Source organism: Kitasatospora sp. MAA19, assembly GCF_029894125.1.
Lineage (GTDB): Bacteria > Actinomycetota > Actinomycetes > Streptomycetales > Streptomycetaceae > Kitasatospora.
This window is the reverse complement of record NZ_JARXYZ010000005.1, coordinates 142,793-168,960: the sequence shown is the minus strand read 5'-3', so window position 1 is coordinate 168,960 and position 26,168 is coordinate 142,793. Positions and strand designations below refer to the sequence as shown.

Annotated in this window: 27 protein-coding genes and 2 pseudogenes; 16 read left to right on the top strand and 13 right to left on the bottom strand. The window is 71.7% G+C overall.

Annotated elements, in window-relative coordinates:
• Positions 1–42: 42 nt before the first annotated feature.
• Genes P3T27_RS11030 through P3T27_RS11015 form a run of 4 tightly spaced genes read right to left on the bottom strand, consistent with a single transcriptional unit; the run spans position 43 to position 3,207 of the window.
• Positions 43–453 (bottom strand): Fur family transcriptional regulator, encoded by a 411-nt coding sequence (locus tag P3T27_RS11030; RefSeq protein ID WP_280676976.1) that lies wholly within the window; start codon positions 451–453, stop codon positions 43–45.
• A 35-nt stretch (positions 454–488) separates the two neighbouring features.
• Positions 489–1,457, bottom strand: coding sequence for a metal ABC transporter permease (locus P3T27_RS11025; protein ID WP_280676974.1), 969 nt, complete (start codon positions 1,455–1,457; stop codon positions 489–491).
• Positions 1,454–2,218, bottom strand: coding sequence for a metal ABC transporter ATP-binding protein (locus P3T27_RS11020; RefSeq protein WP_280676972.1), 765 nt, complete (start codon positions 2,216–2,218; stop codon positions 1,454–1,456). Before P3T27_RS11020 ends, P3T27_RS11025 begins: the two co-directional genes overlap by 4 nt.
• A 17-nt stretch (positions 2,219–2,235) precedes the next feature.
• Positions 2,236–3,207 (bottom strand): metal ABC transporter substrate-binding protein, encoded by a 972-nt coding sequence (locus tag P3T27_RS11015; protein WP_280677230.1) that lies wholly within the window; start codon positions 3,205–3,207, stop codon positions 2,236–2,238.
• A gap of 194 nt (positions 3,208–3,401) precedes the next feature.
• Here P3T27_RS11015 and P3T27_RS11010 point away from each other — a divergent pair, with 194 nt between their 5' ends.
• Positions 3,402–4,784: a glycine--tRNA ligase gene (locus tag P3T27_RS11010; protein WP_030061233.1), complete on the top strand. Its 1,383-nt coding sequence runs from the start codon at positions 3,402–3,404 to the stop codon at positions 4,782–4,784.
• Between the two features lie 104 nt (positions 4,785–4,888).
• Here P3T27_RS11010 and P3T27_RS11005 read toward each other — a convergent pair whose 3' ends face one another.
• The 5 genes and pseudogenes from P3T27_RS11005 to P3T27_RS10985 form a co-directional block, all read right to left on the bottom strand.
• Positions 4,889–5,962: a hypothetical protein gene (locus tag P3T27_RS11005; RefSeq protein ID WP_280676968.1), complete on the bottom strand. Its 1,074-nt coding sequence runs from the start codon at positions 5,960–5,962 to the stop codon at positions 4,889–4,891.
• A 172-nt stretch (positions 5,963–6,134) separates the two neighbouring features.
• A pseudogene (locus P3T27_RS11000) lies at positions 6,135–6,704 on the bottom strand (NADAR family protein).
• Between the two features lie 69 nt (positions 6,705–6,773).
• Entirely contained in the window at positions 6,774–7,475 is a 702-nt protein-coding gene (locus tag P3T27_RS10995) for a hypothetical protein (protein ID WP_280676966.1), read from the bottom strand.
• A 107-nt stretch (positions 7,476–7,582) separates the two neighbouring features.
• The gene (locus P3T27_RS10990; protein WP_280676964.1) at positions 7,583–7,705 is read right to left on the bottom strand and encodes a hypothetical protein; all 123 of its coding nucleotides are present in this window, start codon (positions 7,703–7,705) and stop codon (positions 7,583–7,585) included.
• Positions 7,702–8,079: a hypothetical protein gene (locus P3T27_RS10985; protein WP_280676961.1), complete on the bottom strand. Its 378-nt coding sequence runs from the start codon at positions 8,077–8,079 to the stop codon at positions 7,702–7,704. The genes P3T27_RS10990 and P3T27_RS10985 overlap by 4 nt, the downstream gene beginning before the upstream one ends.
• 140 nt (positions 8,080–8,219) lie before the next feature.
• Between P3T27_RS10985 and P3T27_RS10980 the strand changes: the two genes are divergently transcribed.
• The 8 genes and pseudogenes from P3T27_RS10980 (at position 8,220) to P3T27_RS10945 (ending at position 13,402) form a co-directional block, all read left to right on the top strand.
• Positions 8,220–9,056 carry a helix-turn-helix transcriptional regulator gene (locus tag P3T27_RS10980; RefSeq protein ID WP_280676959.1) on the top strand — a complete coding sequence of 279 codons (837 nt, stop codon included), beginning with the start codon at positions 8,220–8,222 and terminating at the stop codon, positions 9,054–9,056.
• The gene (locus P3T27_RS10975) at positions 9,019–9,228 is read left to right on the top strand and encodes a DUF397 domain-containing protein (protein ID WP_280676957.1); all 210 of its coding nucleotides are present in this window, start codon (positions 9,019–9,021) and stop codon (positions 9,226–9,228) included. Before P3T27_RS10980 ends, P3T27_RS10975 begins: the two co-directional genes overlap by 38 nt.
• A gap of 56 nt (positions 9,229–9,284) precedes the next feature.
• Positions 9,285–9,368: pseudogene (locus tag P3T27_RS10970) on the top strand (NUDIX hydrolase); the annotation flags it as partial.
• A 134-nt stretch (positions 9,369–9,502) separates the two neighbouring features.
• Positions 9,503–10,105 (top strand): aminoglycoside adenylyltransferase, encoded by a 603-nt coding sequence (locus tag P3T27_RS10965; protein ID WP_280677228.1) that lies wholly within the window; start codon positions 9,503–9,505, stop codon positions 10,103–10,105.
• Between the two features lie 220 nt (positions 10,106–10,325).
• Positions 10,326–11,177 (top strand): class I SAM-dependent methyltransferase, encoded by an 852-nt coding sequence (locus P3T27_RS10960; protein WP_280676955.1) that lies wholly within the window; start codon positions 10,326–10,328, stop codon positions 11,175–11,177.
• Between the two features lie 161 nt (positions 11,178–11,338).
• Positions 11,339–11,806: a transposase family protein gene (locus P3T27_RS10955; protein WP_280676953.1), complete on the top strand. Its 468-nt coding sequence runs from the start codon at positions 11,339–11,341 to the stop codon at positions 11,804–11,806.
• 37 nt (positions 11,807–11,843) lie between these two features.
• Entirely contained in the window at positions 11,844–12,773 is a 930-nt protein-coding gene (locus P3T27_RS10950; protein ID WP_280676951.1) for a phosphatidylinositol-specific phospholipase C, read from the top strand.
• Between the two features lie 185 nt (positions 12,774–12,958).
• Complete coding sequence (locus P3T27_RS10945) at positions 12,959–13,402, top strand: alpha/beta hydrolase (RefSeq protein WP_280676949.1); 444 nt, start codon at positions 12,959–12,961, stop codon at positions 13,400–13,402.
• Positions 13,403–13,613: 211 nt separating this feature from the next.
• Here the strand turns inward: P3T27_RS10945 and P3T27_RS10940 are convergent, their stop codons facing one another.
• Positions 13,614–14,972, bottom strand: a complete 1,359-nt coding sequence (locus tag P3T27_RS10940) for an MFS transporter (RefSeq protein ID WP_280677226.1) — start codon at positions 14,970–14,972, stop codon at positions 13,614–13,616.
• 219 nt (positions 14,973–15,191) lie between these two features.
• On the opposite strand from P3T27_RS10940, the gene P3T27_RS10935 reads away from it, so the two are divergent.
• A complete protein-coding gene (locus P3T27_RS10935) occupies positions 15,192–16,055 on the top strand; it encodes a helix-turn-helix transcriptional regulator (RefSeq protein WP_280676947.1) in 864 nt (287 codons plus the stop codon).
• 9 nt (positions 16,056–16,064) lie between these two features.
• Here the strand turns inward: P3T27_RS10935 and P3T27_RS10930 are convergent, their stop codons facing one another.
• Both P3T27_RS10930 and P3T27_RS10925 read right to left on the bottom strand, forming a co-directional pair.
• The gene (locus P3T27_RS10930) at positions 16,065–16,466 is read right to left on the bottom strand and encodes a hypothetical protein (protein ID WP_280676945.1); all 402 of its coding nucleotides are present in this window, start codon (positions 16,464–16,466) and stop codon (positions 16,065–16,067) included.
• Positions 16,463–17,056, bottom strand: coding sequence for a hypothetical protein (locus P3T27_RS10925; RefSeq protein WP_280676943.1), 594 nt, complete (start codon positions 17,054–17,056; stop codon positions 16,463–16,465). Before P3T27_RS10925 ends, P3T27_RS10930 begins: the two co-directional genes overlap by 4 nt.
• A 135-nt stretch (positions 17,057–17,191) precedes the next feature.
• On the opposite strand from P3T27_RS10925, the gene P3T27_RS10920 reads away from it, so the two are divergent.
• From P3T27_RS10920 to P3T27_RS10895, 6 genes are all read left to right on the top strand, one after another.
• Positions 17,192–18,418: a sensor histidine kinase gene (locus tag P3T27_RS10920; RefSeq protein WP_280676941.1), complete on the top strand. Its 1,227-nt coding sequence runs from the start codon at positions 17,192–17,194 to the stop codon at positions 18,416–18,418.
• The gene (locus P3T27_RS10915; protein WP_280676939.1) at positions 18,406–19,050 is read left to right on the top strand and encodes a response regulator transcription factor; all 645 of its coding nucleotides are present in this window, start codon (positions 18,406–18,408) and stop codon (positions 19,048–19,050) included. The genes P3T27_RS10920 and P3T27_RS10915 overlap by 13 nt, the downstream gene beginning before the upstream one ends.
• 2 nt (positions 19,051–19,052) lie before the next feature.
• On the top strand, positions 19,053–19,841 hold the full coding sequence (locus P3T27_RS10910) for a DUF4097 family beta strand repeat-containing protein (RefSeq protein ID WP_280676937.1): 789 nt from the start codon (positions 19,053–19,055) through the stop codon (positions 19,839–19,841).
• A gap of 85 nt (positions 19,842–19,926) precedes the next feature.
• Entirely contained in the window at positions 19,927–21,096 is a 1,170-nt protein-coding gene (gene dusB / locus P3T27_RS10905) for a tRNA dihydrouridine synthase DusB (RefSeq protein ID WP_280676935.1), read from the top strand.
• Between the two features lie 563 nt (positions 21,097–21,659).
• Complete coding sequence (ppdK, locus tag P3T27_RS10900) at positions 21,660–24,368, top strand: pyruvate, phosphate dikinase (RefSeq protein ID WP_280676933.1); 2,709 nt, start codon at positions 21,660–21,662, stop codon at positions 24,366–24,368.
• 233 nt (positions 24,369–24,601) lie between these two features.
• Positions 24,602–25,117, top strand: a complete 516-nt coding sequence (locus tag P3T27_RS10895) for a ribonuclease (RefSeq protein WP_280676931.1) — start codon at positions 24,602–24,604, stop codon at positions 25,115–25,117.
• A gap of 25 nt (positions 25,118–25,142) precedes the next feature.
• Here P3T27_RS10895 and P3T27_RS10890 read toward each other — a convergent pair whose 3' ends face one another.
• Positions 25,143–26,138 carry a hypothetical protein gene (locus P3T27_RS10890; protein ID WP_280676929.1) on the bottom strand — a complete coding sequence of 332 codons (996 nt, stop codon included), beginning with the start codon at positions 26,136–26,138 and terminating at the stop codon, positions 25,143–25,145.
• Positions 26,139–26,168 lie beyond the last annotated feature (30 nt).

The window sequence follows — 26,168 nt, the reverse complement described above, 5'->3', positions numbered from 1 at the left end:
TGCTCGGGCCGTCTGCCCGGACCTGTCGCTCGGACCGTCCGCTCAGAGCTTCTTGGCGCACTCCGCGCAGGTGCCGAAGATCTCCAGGGTGTGCGCGATGTCGCTGAACCCGTGCTCCGCGGCGACCGAGTTGGCCCAGCGCTCCACCGCCGGGCCCTCCACCTCGACGGTGGCGCCGCAGTGCCGGCAGACCAGGTGGTGGTGGTGCCCGCTGCTGCACCGGCGGTAGACGGCCTCGCCGTCGGCGGTGCGCAGCACGTCCACCTCACCGGCGTCGGCGAGCGACTGGAGGGTGCGGTAGACCGTGGTCAGACCGACGGAGTCCCCGCGGTGCTTGAGCATGTCGTGGAGCTCCTGCGCGCTGCGGAAGTCCTCGATCTCGTCCAGGGCCGCCGAGACGGCGGCACGCTGCCGGGTCGAGCGGGCGCGCGGCGACGGGCCTGCGGTGGTCACCGTGGGTCCTCCTGGGGTGGTGGGCGTCTCGCACCTCATTGTGCCAGCCCTGCCCCCCGCTCCGGAGTGGTCGCGTCGGACGAACCCTGTCCCGGGAGTTGCTCCGCGTTCCGCTTCGGGACCTGCCCCGGGATCCGCTCCGGCAGTTCGACGTCGCAGACCTTCGGCCCCGGGTCGGTGGCGGCGCGGTGGCGCCGTCGGGCGAGTGGTGCGGCGAGCAGGCTGAACACGGCGAAGACCGCGATGGCGAGCAGCACGATGGCCGGGCCGGAGGGCACGTTGAGGTGGTAGGAGCCGGTGACGCCGGCCAGCGAGACCACCACGCCGAGCGCGATCGAGGCCGCCTGGGTGGCGGCGAAGGACCGGGTGAGCTGCTGGGCGGCGACCACCGGGACCACCATCAGGGCGCTGACCAGCAGCAGCCCGACCACCCGCATCGCGACGGTGACGGTGACCGCGGCCATCACCGCGAGCAGCAGGTTGAGCGTGCGCACCGGCAGCCCGGTGACCCGGGCGAAGTCCTCGTCCTGGCAGATCGCGAAGAGCTGGCGGCGCAGGCCGACGGTGACCGCGACGACCACCGTGCCGAGCACCGCGATGGTGATCAGGTCGGCGGGGGCGACGGTGAGGATGGAGCCCCACAGGTAGCTCTCCAGCGAGCCCGCGCCGGCCTGGGCGGAGAGCGAGACGAGCAGCTTGCCGCAGGCCATGCCGCCGTAGAAGAGCATCGCCAGGGCGATGTCGCCGCGCTGGTTGCCGCGCGAGCGGACCAGTTCCATGGTGACGGCGCCCAGCACGCAGACCAGCACGGCCATCCAGACCGGGCTGGTCTGGAAGATGAAGCCGAGGCCGACGCCGGTCATCGCGACGTGCCCCATGCCGTCGCCCATCAGGGCCTGCCGGCGCTGCACCAGGTAGATGCCGACGGCCGGGGCGGTGATCCCGACCAGGACGGCGGCGAGCAGGGCGCGCTGCATGAAGTCGTAGGAGAGCATCTCGGTCATGCGAGCAGCCTCGGCGGGGTGTGGTCGGCGTGCGGGTGGACGTGGTCGTGGCCGGGCAGCGCGTGCAGGCCGGTGTTGGGCACGGGCGGTCCGTCGTGCGCGACGCAGCCGTCCCGCAGCACCACGGCGCGGTCGATCAGCGGCTCCAGCGGCCCGAGTTCGTGCAGCACGAGCAGGACGGCGGCGCCGCGGGCGACCTCGGCGCGCAGGGTGTCCGCGAGCACCTGCTGGCTGGCGGCGTCCACGCCGGCCATCGGCTCGTCCATGATCAGCAGGTCGGGGGTGCCGACCAGGGCGCGGGCGATCAGCACCCGCTGCTGCTGGCCGCCGGACAGGTCGGCGACGCCGTCCCCGGCCCGCTCCAGCATGCCGACGGCGGCCAGCGCGCGGTCCACCGCCGCGCGGTCCCGGCGGCGGAACGGCAGCAGCCGGTGCTGCGGCAGCCGTCCGGTGGAGACCACCTCGCGCACGGTGGCCGGGACTCCGGAGGCGGCGGTGGTGCGCTGCGGGACGTACCCGATCCGGTGCCAGGCGCGGAACCCCGCGTACGGGACGCCGAACAGTTCCAGCGCGCCCTGCTCCAGCGGGACGGCGCCGATCACGGCCTTGACGGTGGTGGACTTGCCGGAGCCGTTGGCGCCGAGCAGGGCGACCACCTCGCCGGGTTGGACGGTGAGGTCGACGCCGCGCAGCACCGGCCGACCGCCGCGCGAGGCGACGGCGTCGCGGAGGCGGACGGCCGGGGGTATCGGGTGGGTCATGGTGTGCTGTCGTCCCGTCAGCTGGTGGTGGCAGGGGTGCTGGGGGCGCTCGCGCCGAGGGCGGTCTGGAGGTTGGCCAGGTTCTGCTTCATGACCGAGAGGTAGTCGTCCTTGGAGGGGTCCTTGACGCCCTCCAGCGGGTCCAGGACGGCGGTCTTGAGGCCGAGGTCCTTGGCGACGGTGTCGGCGAGCTTGGGGCTGACCAGGGTCTCGAAGAAGATCGTGGTGACGCCGTTGTCCTTGGCGGCCTTCTGCACCTCGGCGAGGCGGGCCGGGGTGGGCTCGGACTCGGGGTCGACGCCGTTGATGGCGACCTGGGTGAGGCCGTAGTGGTCGGCGAGGTAGCCGAAGGCGGCGTGGCTGGTGACGAAGGTCTTGGACTTGGCGTCCTTCAGGCCGTCCCGGAACTCCTGGTCCAGGGTGGTCAGCCGGCCGACCAGGTCGTCGGTGTTCTTGCGGTAGTCGTCGGCGTGGGCCGGGTCGGCCTTGGCGAACTCGTCGCCGACGCTCTTGGCGATGGCCGCGTAGCGGGTCGGGTCGAGCCAGATGTGCGGATCGCCGGCCGGGCCCTCGTGCTGGTGGCCGTCGGCCTCGGCGGCGCCCTCGTCGAGGTGGTGGTCGACCAGCGGGCTGGCGGCGGTGGCGTCGATCTTGTGCTTGCTGGAGGACTGGGCGACCGCCTGGTCGACGGTGGGCTGCAGGCCCTTGAGGTAGAGGACCGCGTCGGCCTTCTGGACGGTGGCGACCTGCTTGGCGGTGAGCTCCAGGTCGTGCGGCTCGACGCCGGCCGCGGTGAGGTCGGTGACCGCGACGTGGTCCTTGCCGATCTGCTGGGCGAGGTATTCCATCGGGTAGAAGGAGGCGACTACCTTCAGCTTGCCGTCGGCGCTCTGGGCGCTGCTGCTGCCTCCGCAGGCGGTGAGGGCGAGGGAGGCGGCGAGGCCGGTGGCGGCGAGGGCTATGGAGCTGCGGGCACGTCGTCCGATCATCATGACAATCATTCTCATCTCAAGTGGAAATGATTGTCAACTCACTCGGATGGGTGAACGGCAGATGGCGATGGGTGGGGTCGGCCGGACGATACCGATTTGAACCCCGTACCCGTATGGCCGGTAACCTGAGGTATTCGGGTACGCGCAACCAGCCGTGCCCTGACCGTGCCGTACGTACTGAAGAGAGCACTGTGGCCGCCGACAAGATCGACACGATCGTCAGCCTGAGCAAGCGCCGTGGCTTCGTCTACCCCTGCAGCGAGATCTACGGCGGCACTCGTGCCGCCTGGGACTACGGGCCGCTGGGCGTCGAACTCAAGGAGAACATCAAGCGCCAGTGGTGGCGCGCGATGGTCCAGGCCCGTGAGGACGTCGTCGGACTCGACTCGTCGGTGATCCTCGCGCGCGAGGTGTGGGAGGCCTCCGGCCACGTCGCCACCTTCAACGACCCGCTGACCGAGTGCCTCTCCTGCCACAAGCGCCACCGGGCCGACCACCTGGAGGAGAAGTACGAGGCCAAGCATGGCTTCCCGCCGCCGAACGGCCTCAAGGACGTCAACTGCCCCGACTGCGGCACCAAGGGCCAGTTCACCGAGCCCAAGGACTTCTCGGGCATGCTGAAGACCCACCTCGGCGTCACCGAGGAGGCCAGTGGCCTGGCCTTCCTCCGCCCCGAGACCGCCCAGGGCATCTTCACCAACTTCAAGGCCGTCCAGACCACGTCGCGCAAGAAGCCGCCGTTCGGCATCGCCCAGACCGGCAAGAGCTTCCGCAACGAGATCACCCCCGGCAACTTCATCTTCCGCACCCGCGAGTTCGAGCAGATGGAGATGGAGTTCTTCGTCAAGCCGGGCGAGGACGAGCAGTGGCACGAGTACTGGCTCCAGCAGCGCTGGGACTGGTACGTCGGCCTCGGCCTGCGCACCGAGAACATGCGCTTCTTCGAGCACCCGAAGGAGAAGCTCTCCCACTACGCCAAGCGCACGGTGGACATCGAGTACCGCTTCAACTTCGGCGGCAGCGAGTTCTCCGAGCTGGAGGGCGTCGCCAACCGCACCGACTACGACCTGCGGGTGCACAGCGAGGCGTCCGGCCAGGACCTCAAGTACTTCGACCAGGAGTCCGGCGAGCGGTACTTCCCGTACGTCATCGAGCCGGCGGCCGGCCTCAACCGCGCCATGCTGGCCTTCCTGATCGACGCCTACTTCGAGGACGAGGCGCCCAACGCCAAGGGCGTCATGGAGAAGCGCGTCGGCATGCGGCTCGACCCGCGCCTGGCCCCGGTCAAGGTCGCCGTCCTGCCGCTGTCGCGCAACGCCGACCTCTCCCCGAAGGCCCGCGGCCTGGCCGCCGACCTGCGCACCGCGTGGAACGTCGAGTTCGACGACGCCGGCGCCATCGGCAAGCGCTACCGCCGCCAGGACGAGATCGGCACGCCGTTCTGCGTCACCGTCGACTTCGACACCCTTGAGGACAACGCGGTGACCGTCCGCGACCGCGACACCATGTCGCAGGAGCGCGTCTCGCTCGACCAGGTCAAGGCGTACCTGGCGGCGCGGCTGATCGGCTGCTGAGCCCGCTTCGCTCTGCGGGAGCCCTCGTTCGCCCCTGTCCGTTCGGGGCGGGCGGGGGCTCCTGCGTGTTCCCGGCGGTTCCGCCCGCTGCTCACCGGCCGGCGCTACCGTCTGCCCCAGCGGGACCGGGGGGCCGCCGCCGGCTCGGTCGGCAGGCCGGCGCTGCGCAGGGCGGCGAGGGTCGTCCGGTGCCGGGCGCCGTCGGCGAGCAGCGCGGCGAGCAACTGCCCGTACAGCTCCGGGCTGGTGTCCAACGCGGCCGCCAGTCGGACCAGTTCCACCGGCGGGCGCAGGGCCGCCAGCTCGTGCAGCAGGACGGTCGCGAGTTCGGCCGGCAGGTCCGTCGCCAGCGCGGCCAGATCCGCCGTCGGCCGGCCGGCCGCCTGGCGCAGCAGCGTCCGCACGTCGGCGTGCCGACCCGTGCGCTGAAGGCCGGTCGCCAGCGCCGTCACCTCCGGCGTCGGCGCCGAACCCCACTCCCACAGCAGCGTCGCGCCGTCCGCGCTCTGCCCGGCCCGCTCCAGCGCCGCCAGCAGGGCGGGCAGCACCGACGCCGGATAGCCCCAGAACGCGTGGAACAGCTCCGCCGCCTCCTCCGCCAGCCCCAGCTCGCGCAACTGCGCCAGCATCGCCACCGCCTGGTCCGGGGCGCACCGCGCGGCACTCCTGGCCAACTGGAGGGACGCGCCGGTCGGGCCGCGCCGGGAGAGCATGCCGACCAGCAGCGCGGCGTCCGCCGGATCGAGGCCGGTGGCCGCCCGGGACAGCAGCTCCGTCGCCTCGGTGAAGGCGCCGGCGCGGTGCAGGGCCGACACCCGCTCGGCGAGGGCGCCGATGTCGGGGCGGGCCGGGGGCGGCGGTGCCTGGGCCATCGGCTCCTCGGGCGACTGCCGGTGCCTGAGCCGGTTCTCCAACGCCTCCAGCTGGTCGCTCAGTTGGAGGCAGCGGGCGCCCAGGCCCTCGCGCAGGGTGCGTGCCTGCGCCAGCTGTCGCAGCAGGTCCCCGTCCGGCCGCTGGCGGCCCGGCGCCGCCCGGATCGCCTCGTTCAACCGCCGCTCCCGCTGGCTCGCGTAGCGGCTCGCGCGGAGTAACTCGTCCAGCTCCGCCCGGAGTTCGTACGCCTGTTGCTCGCCCTCCGGGTCTCGGTCTGCGGGTTGTGCCGTCGGCCCCATGCGCATGATCGCCCCACCCCGTCCATCTCGCCCCTGACTGCGGGACATCCTGGTGTTGTCATATGGCGGGGGAGTTAAGGGAGCACGTCCAGTCGTGCGCGACTGGTGTCAAGGAGCGCGCAGACGGCGGTCGTTGCGAGAAGTGCGCCGGTCGCGCTCCGCAGCGGGACGACCACCCTCATGCGGCCAGCCGCGTCCGCGCCTCCATCAGGGCGAAGCCGAGCAGGTTCAACCCCCGCCACTCGTCGGGTCGTTCCGCGCGGATGTCGTCCGCCGCCAGCCCGATGCCCCAGATCCGGTCCACCGGGCTGGCCTCGACCAGGACGCGGTCGCCGGTGCCCAGCAGGTACGCGCGCAGCGCCTTGTCCTGCCCGAACTTCGCGACGTTCCCCTCGACGACCAGCTCGAAGCGGCCGGCGGTTCAGGTGCCCTCGTCGAACCCCATGACCAGCCGCCCCAGCTTCTTCGCCTCGGCCGGCGTCCTGGCCCTCAACACCCGCTGCTCGATGGCCTCGTCCCCGAACATCCGGGCCTTCCCCGCCATCATCCAGTGCTCGGCGGACGCGTAGGCCACCCCGTCGACGGTGAACTCCCCGGGCCACCACTGGCTCAGGCACTCCTGCCGGGTCCCCCCGCCTTTCCGCTCGGTGTGCCCCCAGAACATCACCCACTTCGGCCGCACCCCGGCGGCCACCAGCGCCGCCAACTCCTCCCGGCTACGGACGTCGGCAGGGTCCCCCACATGCATCTCACTCATATCGTCATTCTGACGCAAAGGGGGGCTGTCGAGCCAGCGGGTTTTCGGTGGCCGGTGGGGTCAGCCGGCGGGCAGGGCGTTCGCCATGTCCCGAAAGCGGGTCGACACCCGCATCATGCCGTTCGAGCCGACGTTGAGGTTCTCGATCCAGCCGTCCCGGTACCAGAAGAGCGACGGCGTCAACGGGGCCGGGTCGCCGGCCGCGAGCTCCTTCGACAGGTCGATCAGGAAGCGGATGGCGTTCAGCGACAGGCTGGTACGGATCGGGACCGCGCAGAGCGCGTTGTTCGTCGGCAGGGCGACCAGGGCGCCGTGGGGCAGCTCGATGCCCCCGCCCAGGGCGTGCTCCAGGCGCAGGGCGTGGGCGGCGCCGGGCCAGGCCCCCGTCCCGTTGACGGTGTGGATGGTGTCGCCGTTGGACGCGTCGAAGACCTGCCGGTTGAGTTGCTCGGTGGCCAGGTTCGCGAAGGCCCGCTCCCACAGCTCGGCCCGGCTGATGCTCCACTGGTCGGCGGCGTGTTCGGCTATCGACAGGGCCTCGGTCTTGCCGGCCCGCTTGCCGGCGTCCACGCAGAGGACGACCGACAGCTCGTCGTCGATCTGCCGCGCCATCGGATCGGGCCCCAGGCCGCGGCTCCTGGTGATCAGGAGCCGCAGCCGGTCCCGGACCTCGAAGACCGAGATCCTGGCCAGCGCCTGGCATGGGCCGTGCTCGTCGCACAGCGGCCTCGGAAGGTTCTTGCGGCTGCCGAACAGTGGCATGGGTGGCTCCCCGGGTGCTTGTGGTGGTCGAGCTGTGCCACAGCATTCCACCGGTCGGCCCTGCCGTCCCGGGATCACCCGATTCCCGGACGCATGCTGATGATGCGTCAGCAGGTGGAGTGCTCCAGCGCCGGGCTGGTCAGGGCGACGCGTGCCTCAAGCCGGTCGGCGAGTTGCCCGGTGCGACTGTCGTAGACGAGGGCGTCGAGGGCGGTGGTGGCGGGCCTCACGGGGTGAGCCAGCTGTCGAGCCGCACGGTGATCAGTTTCTCGTTCGTACCCACGACTTTGGCGGCGAGGGGCGCTCCGCCGGGCGCGTGGAGCGTGACGGTCGCACCGACGGCGGGGTACCACGGCTGCTGGTCGGCCTGCTCGCGACGGGCGCGGACACCGGCGCGCAGGACGTCGACGATCTGGACGACGACGGAGGTCGGAGCGGCGCCGAGGTCGATGAGGACGATGCCGGTGACGGAGGCGCACTGCCAGTCGATCCCGGGGGAGGGGAGTTGGGTGCCGGCATAGGCGAGGGTCGCCTTGAGGTCGTCGAGGGCGTCGGCGGCCTCGCGGCGGTCCTCGGCGGTGATTCTTCTGAGCATGGAAGCCATGGCGCTGCTCCTGGTGAGTTTTACGTTTGGGTCTCCAGATTGCTGGTGCGGAGCTACGCTGTGAAGCCAACTGGTTACAGCTTGTTGCGTGTAAGGATTGGGAGAGCCCGATGCCCAGGCCGGAAGTCCTCCTCGGAGGAATGACCCCACGTGAGTACTACGCCTCAGAGCTGCGCCGACTGCGTGAGGCGGTCGTCCCGCGCATGTCGCAGGAGAAGCTCGGGGCGCTGGTGTTCGTGTCAGGCGGGTACATCGGACAGTTGGAGACGGCGGTGAGGGTGCCGCAGCTCGACCTGTCCAAGCGGATCGACGAGGCGCTCTCTACAGGTGGCGTGTTGGAGCGGCTGCACGCGCTGTTGGACTTCTCGCGATTTCCTGACTACTTCAAGCATGCAAAGGAATACGAGAGCCAGGCACTGACCATCAGTGAGTTCGCCGCCCTCATTGTGCCCGGAGTGTTGCAGACCCCGGAGTACGCCCATGCCATCTTCCTGGGGGCTGAACCGACTCGCACAGATGAAGAGTTGGCGCAGCTGGTTGCGGCGCGGTTGGAGCGTGCCCATGCCGTCACCGGCTCAACGGGGCCAGAGCTGTGGTACATCCTGGACGAAGCTGTTTTGCGGCGCGTCGTTGGCACTCGCAGTATTTCTGCAGCTCAGCTGCGGCACCTTGCTGATCTGATGATCCGCCGTCGTGTGATCATCCAAGTGGTCACGTACGAGGCTGGGGCGCACGCGCTACTTGAAGGCTTGCTATGCCTGATGACCTTCGCCGATGCGCCGCCGCTCGCGTATAGCGAGGGGCCTCACGCAGGTCAACTCCTGGACGATTCTCGGTTGGTGGCCAGATGTCACCGGTCCTACGATCTGGTACGGGCCGCCGCGTTGTCGCCGGAGGCGTCCCTTGCCCTGATCCTGTCGGCGGCTGAGGAGCACGAAAATGCCCAAGCTCGACCAGCCGTCCGCCCGGTGGCGTAAGAGCAGTTACAGCGGCGGCAGCGGAGCCTCGTGCGTGGAGGTCGACGACGCCCACTCTGGCCGTGTGCGCGACTCCAAGGACCCTGAGGGCCCGGCCCTCGCCTTCACCCCCGCCGCCTGGCAGTCCTTCGTGACCGCCGTCCGCGCGGGCGAGTTCGGCACCAGCATCTGATCTCGCGGCCTTGGGCCCCGCGCCCAAGGCCGCCGTTCCCGCCGGAGGCGTCCCGCATGGCCAGGCGTGACTACGAGGACGACCCCGCCGCGCCGAAGCCCAACAGCCTGGTGCCGTCCGCCTCGGTGGTCGTGGTCGACGGCGCCTCACCGGTTGGAGCAGCGGCCGCACACCCGTCGTCCGCTAGTGCCGCATAGGGCACCGTTCGCCCGTTCTGGGGGATGAATGACGCGCCGGGCAGAGCGGTTGCCGCGTAGCCTGCCTGGCTGTGGACATGGGGCGTGCTGATCAACAACTCCGCCTGATCGCTGAGGCTGTGGAGGTTGCCGGAGCCCGTGGGGCCGAGGTGTGGCTTCGGGGTGGATGGGCCATGGACTTCTTCCTCGGAGAGGTCACCCGGGACCACGAGGACATCGACTGGTTCGCCTGGGCGAAGGATGCCGGGAAGCTGTCTGAAGGCCTGCTGCTGCACGGCTATCAACCGGTCTCAGGGCCACCGCCCGATCTGCAGCTCGATGTCGTCAAGGGCGGGCTGGGGAGCAGCTTCACGCTCCTGGACCGGGATACGGCCGGCCGTGTGGTGGTCGCCGGGGGCCCCTGGGCCGGTACACCTTGGCCCGAAGGGATGCTCGATGCCGCTCCGGGTCGTATCGGTGGCCTGCGGTGCGCGGTCGTGAGTCCGCAGGCCCAGATCGAGATCAAACGGATGATGCCGATCTGGGACCCCTCCCGGCCCCGGCGGACCAAGGACGCCGAGGACATCGCCCGATTGGAGACAGCCCTCCGCGCGCGGGCCGGCGGTCCGGGTGAGGTCCGTGGATCGGCAGTCGCTCTGCCTCGACCAGCCCACCGGCCGGCCTCGCCGGACGCGTTGTAGCGGCGGCTACTTGAGGCCCTCTGCGATGCGGATGAGTTCGTCGTCCGAGAGCGGTGTTGGCCCGCCGGTGGTGACGCTGAAGGTGTAGGTCCCGTCGGACCAGGTCAGTGCACGGGGACCGGTCGGCGTAGGCGGTCAGTGCGCACATGACTGGCTGGCCGCGCATGAAGCCGGCTCCCCTCATCAGGCCCCTTGGATATCGATCACCTAGGCTGGCGCGGTGACTGATGAGCAGGAGCGGGTGCAGCCGTCGGGAGTGTGGGCCACGGCGGTGGGGGTGGCCAGGGTGCGGGCGCTGGAGACCGAGCGGGAGAACGCGCTGTTCCGCGACCCACTGGCACAGGCCTTCGCCACCGCCGGCGGCCTGTGGCCCTCCTCGTCGCCGCTGCCCGATGACGAGACCGCGCGACGCCGCCGGCTGGCCGTGTCGTTCTCCATCGTCATCAGGACGAAGTTCCTCGACGACCTGTTGCAGCAGGCCTCCGCGTCCGGGGTCCGGCAGGTCGTGCTGCTCGGCGCCGGCATGGACAGCCGGGCCTTCCGGCTGGACTGGCCCGAGGGCACCCGGCTGTTCGAGGTCGACACCGCCGCGCCACTGGACTTCAAGGCTTCGGTGCTGCGCCAGGAACGGGCCGTCGCACGCTGCGAGCGGATCACCGTCGCGGTGGATCTGCGTGAGGACTGGCCGGGCGCGCTGGCCGCCGCAGGGCACGACCCGACCGTGCCGACCGCATGGATCGCCGAAGGACTACTGATCTATCTGCCCGAGGATGCGGTGGAGCTACTGCTGGCCCGGATCAGCACGCAGTCGGCGGCAGGCAGTCGGATGGGGCTGACATTGGGCTCGCGCGGCGTGATCGAGCGCTTCGGCGCGGACGCCGCGCCGGGATCGGCGGCGTCCATGTGGGTCTCGGAGATGCCCGACGACCCGGTGGGGTGGCTGGCCGGGCACGGCTGGGAGGCCGACAGCCACACCCTGCGCGAGCGCGCTGCCGCCTACGGCCGCCCGATCAGTACCCCGCCGCAGCGAGAGGAGCGGCCCGGCGGACTGATCTCGGCGGTCCGCCGGTAGAGCGCCCCCGGTTCCCTGGATGATCGATTCCAAGGGGCCTGATGAGTGGAGCCAGGTCCGTGCGCGGCCGGCCAGTCATGCGCGCACTGACCGCCTACGACCACTGAAGTCCGCCCGAAAGTCGCCTGGCTGGACGGTGGTTTGGTCGACATTCCTTAGCCGTGAACGAAGTGCTGCCGCACTTGAACGAGCTGCTGTTTTCCTCGGTCGAGGGCGTGTTGGTGGAATCGGTCGAGGTGATCGACACGGTCGTCCGGGTCGAGGCCCGTACGACCGCAGGGTGGGCGGCCTGTCCGGGGTGCGGGTGCTGGTCGGGGCGAATGCGCGGCTCCTACCTGCGATTTCCTCGTGATCTGCCGACGGCGGGCAAGTTCGTCGTGGTGTCATTGCGGGTGCGGAGGTTCGTCTGCGAGGAGGAATCCTGCGAGCGCATGACCTTCGCCGAGCAAGTACCCGGTCTCACCCGCAGGTTCGGGCGACGGACCGAGCGGCTGCGGTCGACGCCCATCTCCACGGAAGGGGCATCGCTGCCTGACCCGCCGCGCGAGAAGTCGGCCGGTCCGACTTCTCGCGCGGCGCCCCGGGGTTTCGGAGCCCGCCCCATCGAGCAGATCCGGGAGGGGGCATGACATGTCCCCGCCCCCGAGGCCGATGTGAGGAGCACTCATGAGCCCCACCCGTCGTGACGTCCTGCGCTGGGGAGCCGGTGCCGGTGGCGCTCTCCTGGCCGCCGCCGCGTTCAGCCCCTCGGCCGCCGCCGCTACCGTCGGCCCGTCCTCCTGGATGAGCGCCCTGGACGACGCCACACCGCTGACCGCCCTGACAATCCCCGGCACCCACGACTCCTGCTGCACCGACCCGCTGCACGGCACCGAGTGGTCCCACACCCAGAACTGGGGCGTGCCCGAGCAACTCCAGCGCGGCATCCGCTTCCTGGACATCCGCTGCAACGGACTCGCCGGGACCGCCGACGAACTCGGCATCTACCACAGCGACAACTACCAGTACGTCCGCCTCCAGGACGTCCTCGACCAGTGCCGCGCCTTCCTCGCCGCCAACCCGGGCGAGGGCCTGGTCATGCGGGTCAGGAACGAGTACGCGGGCGGGAACCGGCTCGACGACACCGAGTTCCAGCGCCGGATCAACCACTACCTCGACGATCTCGGCTACCGGGGCCTGTTCTGGACGAACCCCTCGTGGCCCACGCTCGGCCAGGCCCGTGGCCGGATCGTCCTCGCCGCCGACTTCGGCAACCCCTGGTCCGTCATCCAGTGGTCCAGCGCCACCAACACCTGGTTCGCCACCCAGGACACCTTCCAGGGCATCAGTCTCGCCGCCAAGTCCCAGGCCGTCGTCGACTGGTTCGACCGCGCCTTCCTCGACCAGGGCTCCCCACGGATGTTCGTGAACTTCACCAGCTATGCCAACGGCGGCTGGCCCAAGGTCAACGCGGCCGCCATCATGCCGCCCGTCCACGACTACCTGAACGCCCGCCGCCAGCAGCCCGCCCACTTCGGCATCGTCCCGATGGACTTCCCCGACTTCCACACCGACGTCCTGCAACTGCTCATCGACAAGAACTTCATCGGCCGCTGACCGGGCCGCCGACTCCCGCCGGTGGGTAGCCTGCCATCATGTCTGATTCCTCGCCCTTCGCCGGCCCCACTCGCTTCGACGGCGACCGCGACCGCGTCGCACTCGTCGTTCCCGGGGTCGGGTACTCGCCCGCGAGGCCGCTGCTCCACTTCGCCCGTGCCGTGCTCCTCCAACACGGATGGACGGTGCAGGAGTTGTGGTGGCAGGTTCCGGGCGACTTCCGCGGGCTCACCGTGGACGACCGGATCGCATGGGTCGAGCGGCAGGTCGGCCAGGCCGTCGCCGCCGAGGAGGGGGCCTGTCGTCTCCTTGTCGGCAAGTCCTTGGGTTCGCTCGCCTGTGGCATCGCAGCCGATCAGAGGATGGCGGCGGCCTGGCTTACCCCTGTCCTGACCCTCGACCAAGTGGTCCGTTCGTTGCGCCGATCCGAAGCGCCGACGCTCCTGGTCGGTGGGAGCGCCGACAAGCTGTGGGATCGACAGGCCGCCGGGTCGGTGGGGCACGAGGTCCTGGAGGTGCCCTCGGCGGATCACTCCCTTGAGCTGGCGGATGATGCGGTGGGGTCGACCGGGGTGCTGCGGCAGGTCGTCTCGCGACTGGACCGCTTCGTCGGCTCGCTCGAAATCTGACGCGGCTCCGCGGACGTTCGTGGAGGGGTGTTGATCACCCGGTCGTCGAGCAGGTACTCGCGCTGGCCCTCGTCCAGCCGCAGCACCCGGGGCGATCGCCTTCAGGACGCGGCCGGAGACGGCCGACCGTCGACCGCCGACCGGCCTCGTGCCACCCCGGTCGACCCGGGTGGCACGAGGCCGTTGCGACAACCGTGACCCTGCGCCGGCCTCAGCCGATGGACCGGGGGAGACGGGTGGTCAGGTACAGGATGGTGAAGGACCCGAGGAGTTGCAGCCCCAGGCACAGGGCGAGGGCGCGGTCCATGCCGAGGCTGGGGGAGAGGGACAGGTAGAGGGTGCCGAGGGTGGCGACGCCGAGCGCGAGGCTGGACTGCTGGCCGGTGGCCAGGACGCCGCTGCCGACGCCGGCCCGGGCGGCGGGCACCTTGGAGAGCACGACCCGGAACAGCGGGGTGCCGATCAGGCCCTGCCCGATACCGGCGAGGGCGACGCCGGGGGCCATCCGCAGCGGGGAGAAGTGCGCCCAGTCGGCGAGCACGGTGACGGCGAGGGTGGCCAGGCCGGCGGCCTGGACGACGGCGCCGGCGCTCAGCACCCGGCTGCCGTAGCGGCCGATCAGGCGGGGCCCGGAGAGCGAGGCCGTGAAGTAGCCGACGGCCATCGGGACGAGCGCCCAGCCGGCCGCGACCGGTCCGAGGTGGAGCCCCTGCTGGAGGGCGACGGCGATGACGAACATGAAGCCGCCGAAGCCGCTGAAGTAGGGCAGGGCGATGCCGAGGCCGCGCCGCATCTCGGGGATGCGCAGCAGGGACGGCGGCACCAGCGGGGTGGCGCCGCGCTGCTCCGCCCGGCGTTCGACCACGGCGAAGGCGACGGCGAAGACCGGGAACAGCCCGAGCAGCACCCAGGACCAGAGCGGCCAGCCGGCGGCGCGGCCCTCCATCAGCGGGACGAGCAGGGCGAGCAGCGCCGCGGTGAGCAGGACGGTGCCGGGCACGTCGACCCGGGCGGCCTGGGAGGCCCGGCTCTCCGGGACGTAGCGGACGGCGAGGACCAGGGCGAGCAGTGCGAACGGCACGTTCAGCAGGAAGACGGAGCGCCAGCCGGTGCCGAACAGGTCGGCGGCGACGAGCATGCCCCCGAGCACCTGCCCGATCACGACGGAGATGCCGCCGACGGCGCCGTAGATGCTGAGGGCGCGGCCGCGCCGGGCGCCGTCGGTGGCGGCGGTGATGGTGCCGAGGACCTGCGGGATCAGCAGCGCGGCCGAGGCGCCCTGGGCGGCGCGGGCGGCGACCAGGGTCCAGGCGCCGGGGGCGAGGCCGCAGGCGAGCGAGGTGAGGGCGAAGAGGGCGGCGCCGACGACGAAGAGCCGGCGGCGGCCGAAGATGTCGCCGAGGCGCCCGCCGAGGACGAGCAGGACGGCGAAGGCGATGCCGTAGCCGGCGGCGACGAGTTCGAGAACGGCGGGCCCGGCGGCCAGGTCGTGGTCGATGGTGGGCAGGGCGACGTTGACGATGAAGAAGTCGAGCATCGGCAGGAAGGCCCCGAGCAGGACGGTGACCAGCCCGGCGGTGCTGAGGGAGGGGGTGCTGAGGGAGGGGGTGCGCGCGGCGGTGGCCGCGGCGTCGGGGGTGACGGCGGCGCGAACCGGGTTGGGGGCGACGGCGAGTTGTTGGGTCACGGGTCATACGATCCGCTGCTCCGTACCCTGGTACCAGAGTGTGGTTATCCAGGTATAAGAAGTACCTGGCAACGGGATGCCGCCTGACGCATCCTAGGAACCATGAGCCTCACCACCCCGGCCGCGCAAGCCCGCACCACCCCCGACGACGCCCGCCGGCACGACCTGGCGGCCTTCCTGCGCAGCCGCCGCGAACGGATCGCTCCCGACCAGGTGGGCCTGCCGTTGACCGGCCGCCGCCGCACGCCGGGGCTGCGCCGCGAGGAGGTCGCGCAGCTCGCCGCCGTCGGGGTGACCTGGTACACGTGGTTGGAGCAGGGGCGGGACATCCAGGTGTCCACCCAGGTGCTGGACGCGGTCTCCCGTGCCCTGCTGCTGGACCCGAGCGAGCGCGCGCACCTGTTCACCCTGGCCGGCGCGGAGGATCCGGCGCCGGTGAAGGAGTGCCCCTCGGTCACCCCGAGCGTGCGACTGGTGCTGGATCGGATGGCGCCGTACCCGGCCGCGGCGGTCAACTCCCGCTACGACGTGCTCGCGTACAACGCCCAGTACACCGCGATCGTCGGTGATCTCAACGAACTGCCGCCGGAGGACCGCAACTTGATGTGGCTGGCGTTCACCCCCTCACGCTTCCGCGAGGTGCTGATCGACTACCGGACCGAACGCCTCGGCATGGTGGCCCGGTTCCGCGCCTCGATGGCCGACCACGGCGCGGAGCCCGCCTGGAAGGCGCTGCTGGCCCGGCTGCTCAAGGCCTCACCGGACTTCGCGGAGGTCTGGCAGCGGCACGACGTGATGCGCCCGGGCAACGGGATCAAGCGCTTCCAGGTGCCGGGCGTGGGGCTGCTGCACTGCGAGTACACCAACTTCTGGCTCGGGCCCCGGCTCGGGACGCGGATGATCACGTACACCCCGCTCGACGAGCGGACCCGCGAGCTGATGAACTGCCTGCCCAGCAGCCGGTAACGGCTGCTCCTAGCGGCGGACGGGGGCGGTGCGGCCGAGCTGCAGGCACACCGCCGCGAGCGGCAGCTCGACGCAGAGCGCCATCACCAGCGCGGCGAGCACCGCGTGGCCCGGGCCGGCGCAGGCGATGTCGGCCAGCGCGTCCCCGGCGAGCAGCAGGGCCACCGCCCCGCCGGCCCAGGAGGCGGCGGCGCTGCGCCGGCGCAGCAGCGCGTCGAGCGAGAGCAGCGCGGCGAACTCCAGCAGGTCGAGCACGACCCACGGGGTCTCGTGGCCGACGGCGAGGACCACGAGCCAGGGCAGCAGCGCGACGGCGGCCACCGCCGGCACCCGCTCGAAGCGGGCGGGCAGGGCGGGCAGTGCGGGCAGGAGGAGGGCGGCCGGGCGCCCGGCGACAACGGCGGTGCTCATGCCGCCCCGCCGGCTCCGGCCACGACCCGCTCCCGGCGCCGCACCCGCTCCAGCGGCTGCCGCTCGGTGGCGTCCCCGCCGGGGTGCCGGACCAGCACCCCGGTGTACGGCCCTTCCGCCCAGGCGAGCCAGAACCGCCCGGCGACCGTGACCGCCTCGGCGGCGACTGCCGACTGCGAAGACCGGAACGACAGCACGGAACGCAACGACAGTGCGGCCCGGAACGGCCGGGCCAGCCGCCCGACGGTGAACGCCACCGTGGGCGCGCTGCCGTCGGCGGCCAGCCGGCCCCAGGCGAGCACGTGGTACGCCCGCCCGCCGGCCGGACTGCGCCGAGCGCCGCGCAGCAGCTGCGGGGTGAGCCGGGCGGCGACCAGGACATCGGCCAACTCGCCGTCCTGGTACACCTCCAGCGCGTCCCGGCCGCGACGGGCGACCAGGCTGCGGACCGACCAGGGACCGGCCCCGACCGTCAGCGTCCCCTCCGGCCCCGCCGCCTGGCGGAGCACGTCCCCGGGAACACCCCCGTGGCTCCCGGGGACGGGCCGCCGGTGCGGCGGGATGGCGGAGTGCGATGCGGTGCTCGTCATGCCGTCAAGCTTTCCGCCGATCACGGGCCGCTGTCGGTGGTGCTCCACTCCGAATCAGGGGTGTACCTAGATACACCCCCACTGTGAGCCCCCCTTCATGGTGGCCGTTGATCATCGCGCCCTACGCTGTCGGTCATGCCCTCCACCACGTTGCGCCGAGCGCTCGTCAGGAGCCTTCGGCGCCCCCCGTGGTCGCCCGAGGCCTGGCGGGACACCCGTTTCATAGCCGCCGGCATCCCGATGGCCCTGCCGGTCTGGCTGGCCGTCATCGAGTCCAAGCTGCTCTTCCCGGGGATCGTCCTGGTCCTGTGCTGCACCCGCCCGCTCACCGCCGCGCAGCGCGGCCGGCTGCGCGCCCTGCACGGGGTGGAGGTGCGGCCGCCGAGGCCCGGCGAGCCCTGGGCCTGGCTGCCGGGCCGGCTGTTGCTGGGCCTGACCTGGCGCCAGACCGTCTACCACCTGCTGGCCGGCCCGCTGCTGGCGGCGGGCGCGCTGGTGGTGCTGTACGCCTGGGGCGCCGGCCTGGTGATGGCCAGTGTGTACGGCTGGGTCTGGCTGATGCCCTTCGGCAGCCCGCTGCGCTCGGAGCTGGCCGGGCTGAACGTCGCGATCACGGTCGCCGGGGTGCTGCTGCTGGCCCTGATGCCCTGGCTGGCGGCGCTGACGGCCTGGCTGGAGGTGCGGACGGCGACGCTGCTGCTCGGCCCCAACCGGGCGGAGGCGCTGGAGCGGCGGGTCGAGGAGATCGCCGAGAGCCGGGCCGGACTGGTCGACGCGGTGGACGCCGAGCGCCGCCGGATCGAGCGCGACCTGCACGACGGCGCCCAGCAGCGCCTCACCTCCCTGGCGATGAACCTCGGCCTGGCCCGGCGCACCCTCAAGGACGTCCCGCCCGAGGTCATGCAGGTGATCGTGGAGGCGCACGAGGAGGCGCAGGCGGCCATCGACGAGCTGCGCGACCTGGTCCGCGGCCTGCACCCGGCCGTCCTGGAGGACCGCGGCCTGGACGCGGCGCTGTCCGGGATCGCCGCCCGCGCCCCGCTGCCGGTGCGCCTGGACGTCGACCTGACCGAGACGGTCGCCCCGACCGTCGAGGCGGTCGCCTACTTCACCGTCTCCGAGGCCCTGACCAACGTGGCCAAGCACGCCCGCGCGAAGCGGGTCGACCTCTCGGTGCGGACGGCCGGCGGCCGGCTGCGCCTGGTCATCAGCGACGACGGCGTGGGCGGCGCGGACCCCTCGCGCGGCACCGGGCTCACCGGTCTGCGCAAGCGCGCCGCCTCGGTCGACGGCACGCTGTCCGTTCTCAGCCCCCTCGGGGGGCCCACCACCATCACCGTGGAGTTGCCGTGCGTGCTGTGATCGCCGAGGACTCGGTCCTGCTGAGGGTCGGCCTGGTCAAGGTCCTGGAGGCGGTGGGCTTCGAGGTCGCGGCCGCCGTCGGGGACGCCACCGAACTGCTGGCCGCCGTCGAGGAGCACCGCCCGAACGTGGTGGTCGCCGACGTCCGGATGCCTCCGGGCTTCCACGACGAGGGCGTGAAGGCCGCGATGGTGATCCGGCAGCAGTGGCCGGAGGTCGCCGTCCTGCTGCTCTCCCAGTTCGTGGAGGAGCGCTACGCCGCCGACCTGCTGGCGACCAACACCAGCGGTGTCGGCTACCTGCTCAAGCAGCGGGTGGCCAACGTGGACGACTTCGTGGACGCGCTGCAGCGGGTCGCCGAGGGCGGCACCGCGCTGGACCCGGAGGTGGTGGCCCAGCTGCTGGTGCGCCGCCACCGGGACCCGCTGGAGAAGCTGACCCCGCGCGAGCGGGACGTGCTCGGCCTGATGGCGGAGGGCCGCTCCAACGCCGCGATCGCGGCCGCGCTGGTGGTCAGCGACAGCGCGGTGGCCAAGCACATCAACTCGATCCTCACCAAGCTCGACCTTCCGCCGGCCGAGGACAGTCACCGCCGGGTGCTGGCGGTGCTGCGGTTCCTGGAGGTCGGGTAGCGATGGGCGAGCCCACAGCGGTGTGGCAGCGGAAGGCCTGGCGGGTCACCGGGACGCTCTCGATCGTGCTCGTCATGATCGGCGGCGGGCTGCAGACCTGGGCGATGGTGGTGCAGCAGCGGACGACCTCGGTCAAGCCGTACGACGTCTCGATCCACAAGGTCAAGCTGGACACCGGCAGCGCCTCGGTACGGGTCAGGGCGGGCCGGGAGGGCCATGTGGTGGTCCGGCAGAACCTGGACTGGATGGTGCGCAAGCCGGTGGTGTCGACCACCGTCGACGGCGACGTGCTGACCGTCGGCATGCGGTGCCGGCAGATCCTGCCGTTCGCCGACTTCGGCTGCGGCGCCCAGATCGAGCTGGAGGTGCCGGCCGCGACCGAGGTCTCGGGAGCCGTGAGCTCCGGGTTCGTCGAGGTGGACGGCCTGAGCGGCGACGTCCGGATGGACCTCACCTCGGGCGAGTTGCGGCTGATCGGCACCTCCGGGGAGGTCGACGCGCACGCCACCTCCGGGATGGTGCAGGGCATCGACCTGAGCGCGGAGCGGGTGAACGCCGAGGTCGGCTCGGGCTCGGTGGAGCTGGACTTCGCGAAGGCCCCGCACTCGGTGGACACCAGGACCACGTCCGGCTCGGTGCGGATGAGCCTGCCGAAGGACACCCACTACGCCTTCACCGGCGAGTCGGGCAGCGGCAGCCGCTCGATCGACGCCAACCTGGCGGACGCCTCCAGCCCGAACCGCATCCACGCCTCGGTCGGCTCCGGCTCGATCCGGATCGGCCCGGCGTAGGAACCGATCAGGTACAGGAACCGGCGCTCACCCGGGTGGGGGACAATGGAGAGTCCCGATCCCCCTGCCCCGAGGTCAGCCGCGCATGACAGTCACGCCCGCACCCACCGCGCCCGACGCCGAGTTCGCGCCGCTGGACATCGGCCCGATCCAGGTGTGGCCGCCCGTCGTGCTGGCGCCGATGGCCGGCATCACCAACGCGCCGTTCCGCACGCTCTGCCGCGAGCAGAGCGGCGGCAAGGGTTTGTACGTCTCGGAGATGATCACCACCCGGGCGCTGGTCGAGCGCAACGCCAAGACCATGCAGCTGATCAAGTTCGACCCGAGCGAGAAGCCGCGCTCGATCCAGCTGTACGGCGTGGACCCGGTGACCGTCGGCAAGGCCGCCCGGATGATCGCGGACGAGGGCCTGGCCGACCACATCGACCTCAACTTCGGCTGCCCCGTCCCCAAGGTGACCCGCAAGGGCGGCGGCTCGGCGCTGCCGTACAAGCGCAACCTGCTGCGCGAGATCCTGCGCGAGGCCGTGGCCAACGCGGGCGACCTGCCGGTCACCATGAAGATGCGCAAGGGCATCGACGACGACCACCTCACCTTCCTGGACGCCGGCCGGATCGGCGCCGAGGAGGGCGTGGCCGCGATCGCCCTGCACGGGCGCACCGCCGCCCAGCACTACGGCGGGACGGCCGACTGGTCGGCGATCGCCCGGCTGCGCGAGTCCGTGCCGGCGCACGTCCCGGTGCTGGGCAACGGGGACATCTGGTCGGCGGACGATGCGGTGCGGATGATGCGGGAGACCGGCTGCGACGGGGTCGTGGTGGGTCGCGGCTGCCTGGGCCGGCCGTGGCTGTTCAAGGACCTGGTCTCGATCTTCGAGGGCGAGGTCGACTACGCCCGCCCGGACTTCGGCTACGTGGCGCGGGCGATGGTGCGGCACGCGCAGCTGCTCGGCGAGTGGCTGGGCGACGAGGCGCGCGGCGTGATCGACTTCCGCAAGCACGTCGCCTGGTACACCAAGGGCTTCTCGGTCGGCTCGGAGCTGCGGGTGAAGCTCGCCAACTCCTCCTCGCTGGTCGAACTGGCCGAAACCCTCGCCCTGGTGGAGCAGTCCCAGGCCTGGCCGGCCGGCGCGGACGGCCCGCGCGGGCGCACCGCCGGCAACAACCGGGTGGTGCTGCCGGAGGGCTGGTTGGACGATCCGTACGACTGCGCCCGGCCGGGCGCCGACGCCGAATCGGACACCTCTGGCGGATGACCTGTCCATAGTGGCGAAATGGTCCCGCTCGGACCCACTGCCATTCGGTCCCAGCCCTCTTGTCCAATCTGGACAGGAGGGCTCCTTTCTGGCGGTCCGATGTCACGGAACGGGCACATTCCTGGACGGAGTGCGACGATTGACGGAGGCGGACTACGTTCGACCGGTGGGATGCGCTGGTGACGCTTGCCACATGCGGTGGCGACTGACGGTGGGTCAGTGGACGAAGTGGACAGGTCGGCTGTGAAACGCTTCCCGAAGCCGGCCGGCCGGGGATCGGCCGATCCGAGTGCAGGAAATCAAGCCGGGGCAACGCGGGCGACCCGAGACCGCTACCGTCCGTCCGAATCATGCGATCTTCGGGTTCCATTGCTTCAAGACTTGAACGCGGGCTAGCGTCATCCGGACGATTTCACCAACAGAGGTGAACGCCTTTATGTGCATTCGATCTAGCGGGTTACCCCCGAGTACCGGCCTCGTACGGCCTATTCGGGGCAGAGAAGAACCTTCGAAATGGGTATGTTCTCCGGCGTCAGGGCAACCGCGTACGAGGAGACCGACCCGTGCCGTCCCAGCAGAAGTTTGTTTACTCCTTCACTGAAGGAAACAAGGACCTCAAGGACCTTCTCGGCGGCAAGGGCGCGAACCTGGCCGAGATGACCAACCTTGGCCTCCCCGTCCCTCCGGGGTTCACCATCACCACCGAGGCCTGCAAGGTCTTCCTGGAGACCGGCTGCGAGCCGGCCTCGCTCCACCAGGAGATCGGCGCCCACCTCGACGCGCTCGAGCAGGAGATGGGCAAGAAGCTCGGCCAGGCCGACAACCCGCTGCTGGTGTCCGTGCGCTCGGGCGCGAAGTTCTCCATGCCCGGCATGATGGACACCGTCCTCAACATCGGGCTCTCCGACGCCTCGGTGGTCGGCCTCGTCGCCCAGTCCGGGAACGAGCGCTTCGCCTGGGACTCCTACCGCCGCCTGGTCCAGATGTTCGGCAAGACCGTGCTGGGCGTCGACGGCGAGCTGTTCGAGGAGGCCCTGGACGAGGCCAAGCACGCCAAGGGCACCGTCAACGACCTGGACCTGGACGCTTCCGACCTCCGGGAACTCGTCGAGGTGTTCAAGGGCATCGTCGAGCGGGAGACCGGCCGGGCCTTCCCGCAGGACCCGCGCGAGCAGATGGACCTCGCCATCCACGCCGTCTTCCACTCCTGGAACGGCGACCGCGCCCGCCTGTACCGCCGGCAGGAGCGCATCCCGAACGACCTCGGCACCGCGGTCAACGTCTGCAGCATGGTCTTCGGCAACCTCGGCGAGGACTCCGGCACCGGCGTCGCCTTCACCCGTGACCCCTCCACCGGCGCGCAGGGCGTGTACGGCGACTACCTGTCCAACGCCCAGGGCGAGGACGTCGTCGCGGGCATCCGCAACACCCTGCCGCTGGCCGAGCTGGAGAAGCTCGACAAGAAGTCGTACGACGAGCTGATGGCGATCATGCACACGCTCGAGAACCACTACCGCGACCTCTGCGACATCGAGTTCACCATCGAGCGCGGCAAGCTCTGGATGCTGCAGACCCGCGTCGGCAAGCGCACCGCCGCCGCGGCCTTCCGGATCGCCGTCCAGCTGGTCGACCAGGGCCTGATCGACCTGGACGAGGCCCTCATGCGGGTCACCGGCGGCCAGCTCTCGCAGCTGATGTTCCCGCGCTTCGCGCCGAACACCGAGTCCAAGCAGATCGCCTGGGGTCTCGCCGCCTCGCCCGGCGCGGCCATCGGCAAGATCGTTTTCGACTCCTACACCGCCGTCAAGTGGTCCCGCTCGGGCGAGAAGGTCATCCTGGTCCGCCGCGAGACCAACCCGGACGACCTGGACGGCATGATCGCCGCCGAGGGCATCCTCACCTCGCGCGGCGGCAAGACCTCGCACGCCGCCGTCGTCGCCCGCGGCATGGGCAAGACCTGCGTCTGCGGCGCCGAGGAGCTGGAGGTCGACACCAAGCGCCGCCGGATGACCACCGCCGACGGCCTGGTGCTGGAGGAGGGGGACGTCGTCTCCATCGACGGCGCCACCGGCAAGGTCTACCTCGGTGAGGTACCCGTCCTGCCGTCCCCCGTCGTCGAGTACTTCGAAGGCACCCTGCACGCCGGCGCCGACGTCCAGGGCGGGCTCGTCCAGGCCGTCCACCGGCTGATGTCGCACGCCGACGGCCGCCGCCGGCTCGCCGTGCGCGCCAACGCCGACAACGCCGAGGACGGCGGGCGCGCCCGCCGCTACGGCGCCCAGGGCATCGGCCTGTGCCGCACCGAGCACATGTTCCTCGGCGAGGAGCGGCGCAAGGAGGTCGAGCACCTGATCCTGGCGGACAACGACAAGGACCGCGAGCTCGCCCTCTCCACCCTGCTGCCGCTGCAGAAGGGCGACTTCCTGGAGCTCTTCCAGGCCATGGACGGCCTGCCCGTCACCGTCCGCCTGCTCGACCCGCCGCTGCACGAGTTCCTGCCGGACATCACCGAGCTGTCGGTGCGCGTCGCCCTCGCCGAGGCCCGCAAGGACCCGAACGAGAACGACCTGCGCCTGCTCCAGGCGGTGCACAAGCTGCACGAGCAGAACCCGATGCTCGGCCTGCGCGGCGTCCGCCTCGGCCTGGTCATCCCCGGCCTGTTCGGCATGCAGGTCCGCGCCATCGCCGAGGCGGCCGCCGAGCGCAGGCTGGCCGGCGGCGACCCGCGCCCCGAGGTGATGATCCCGCTGGTCGGCACCGTCCAGGAGCTGGAGCTGGTCCGCGACGAGTGCGAGCGCGTGCTCGCCGAGGTCGCCCAGTCCACCGGCGTGCAGCTGGACATCAAGCTCGGCACCATGATCGAGCTGCCGCGCGCCGCGGTCACCGCCGGCCAGATCGCCGAGGCCGCCGAGTTCTTCTCCTTCGGCACCAACGACCTCACCCAGACCGTCTGGGGCTTCTCCCGGGACGACGTGGAGGCCTCGTTCTTCACCGCCTACCTGGAGAAGGGCATCTTCGGGGTCTCCCCGTTCGAGACCATCGACCGCGACGGTGTCGGCGCGCTCGTCAAGCACGCCGTCGAGGCCGGCCGGGCCACCCGCCCCGACCTCAAGCTCGGCGTCTGCGGCGAGCACGGCGGCGACCCGGACTCGGTCCACTTCTTCCACGAGGTGGGGCTGGACTACGTCTCCTGCTCCCCCTTCCGGATCCCGGTGGCGCGCCTGGAGGCAGGCCGCGCCGCCATCGAGACGGCGGGCAGCGACTCGCGCTGAGAGAGGGTAGGCATCCCCTCCTCGGCCGCGGGCCGGACTGACCGCTTCCCTCCCGTCGGGAGGGCGTACACCGGAGCTCGGCGCAGGAGAACCGGCGTACGTGACACGGCCGGGCGGGGACGGACAATGGCGTCCGTCCCCGCCCGGCCGTACGTCTGCGCCCGGCCGGGTGTGGCGGTGGCCACGTGTGCAGCTGGACGGACGGAGCGTGCGGGCCTGCCAAGCTGGGGCGCATGACCAGACGCAAAAGCCCGCTCGTCGTCGTGGCCGTCCTGATCCTGGCCCTCGTCGCCGGGATCGGGTACCTGCTCGCCGGCAAGGGCGGCAGCAGCCACCCCAAGGCCGCCGCGAGCTCCACCGCCACCACGGCGGGCGCCTCGGCCGCCAAGCCCTCGGCGCCCAAGCCGTCCCCGCCGGCCGGCGGCACCCCCGCCCCGAGCGGCACCTGGGTGCCCGCCGACCCGGCGCTCGCCGACGTCTGCCGCACCAAGCTCCCCAGCCAGGCCCAGGACACCCTCGGCCTGATCGCCAAGGGCGGCCCCTACCCGTACAACCGTGACGGCATCGTCTTCGAGAACCGCGAGAGCCGCCTGCCGAAGAAGTCCGGCGGCTACTACCACGAGTTCACCGTCGTCACCCCCGGCTCCAACGACCGCGGCACCCGCCGCGTCGTCACCGGCAACTCCGGCGAGCAGTACTGGTCGGCCGACCACTACGCCACCTTCCAGGAGATCGACCCGCGCTGCTGACCGCCGCCGCCCGCCCGCCGGGTCCTCAACGGGCCCGGCGCCAGGTGATGCGGAGGTGGGGGCCGTGCGGGCCGGTGGTGAGGAGGGCGGTCAGCTCGTGGAGGACCGGGGTGGGGTCGCGCCGGAGCTGGATCGGGGTGGTGCGGACCACGGGGAGGCCGGCGGCGGTCAGCCGGTTGGCGCGGGCCCGGCCGCGTTCGTGGTCGGCGGGGCGCGGGTGCCAGGCGCGGGAGTCGATCTCCAACGCCACGCAGGCGTGCGGCCAGTAGGCGTCCGGGACGGCGAGGAAGCGGCCGTCCCGGAAGAGCACCGGGTTCCACAGCGGCTCGGGCAGGCCCGCGTGCGCCAGGAGTTCGCGGGCCTCGCCCTCGACCACCGACCGCACCCCGGCGGTGAGGTCCTCCACCACCCGGGCCACCTGCGGCAGCCCGAGCGCGCCCGGCCGGGCCAGCAAGTGGTCCAGCAGTTCGCCGAGTTCGCAGTGCCGCCGCTGGACGGCCTCCGCGCACAGTGCCCGGAACCGGCGCTGCCCGGTCTCGCCCGGCGCGAGGTCGGCCAGGGCCCGGGCGACGGTGGTGCTCCACAGCCCGTCGTCCCGCTCGAAGCCGCCCGGCAGCGGCCCGGCCGCCCGGTGGACCCGGACGAACGCGCGGTTGCCGACCCGGCGTTGACCGGGGATCGGCACATCGACCCGGCCGAGGTCCGCCGGGTGCCCGGCGCTCGGCAGTCCGGCGTCGGCCAGCACCGCGTCCCCGGTCAGCAGTACCTCGCCGGCCTGCGGCGCCCGCCCCTTCGGGCTCGCGTACGCCAGTGCGGCGCGCAGCCGCTGATGGGCGGTCAGCCGCCCGGTCTGCAGGCAGATCACCCGGGGCAGCACCTGCTGCCAGGGCCCGCCGGGGCGCAGCCGGTGGGCGATGGTGCCGGACGGCACCCCGAGCCGGCGCAGCTGCGCCCGGGTGACGATGTGCTGCTGGTCGGCGCCGAGCAGCACGACGGGGTCGGGAGGGTTCGCGCGGGTCATGCCCTGGGTGCTGCCCGCCTGGATCGGGGG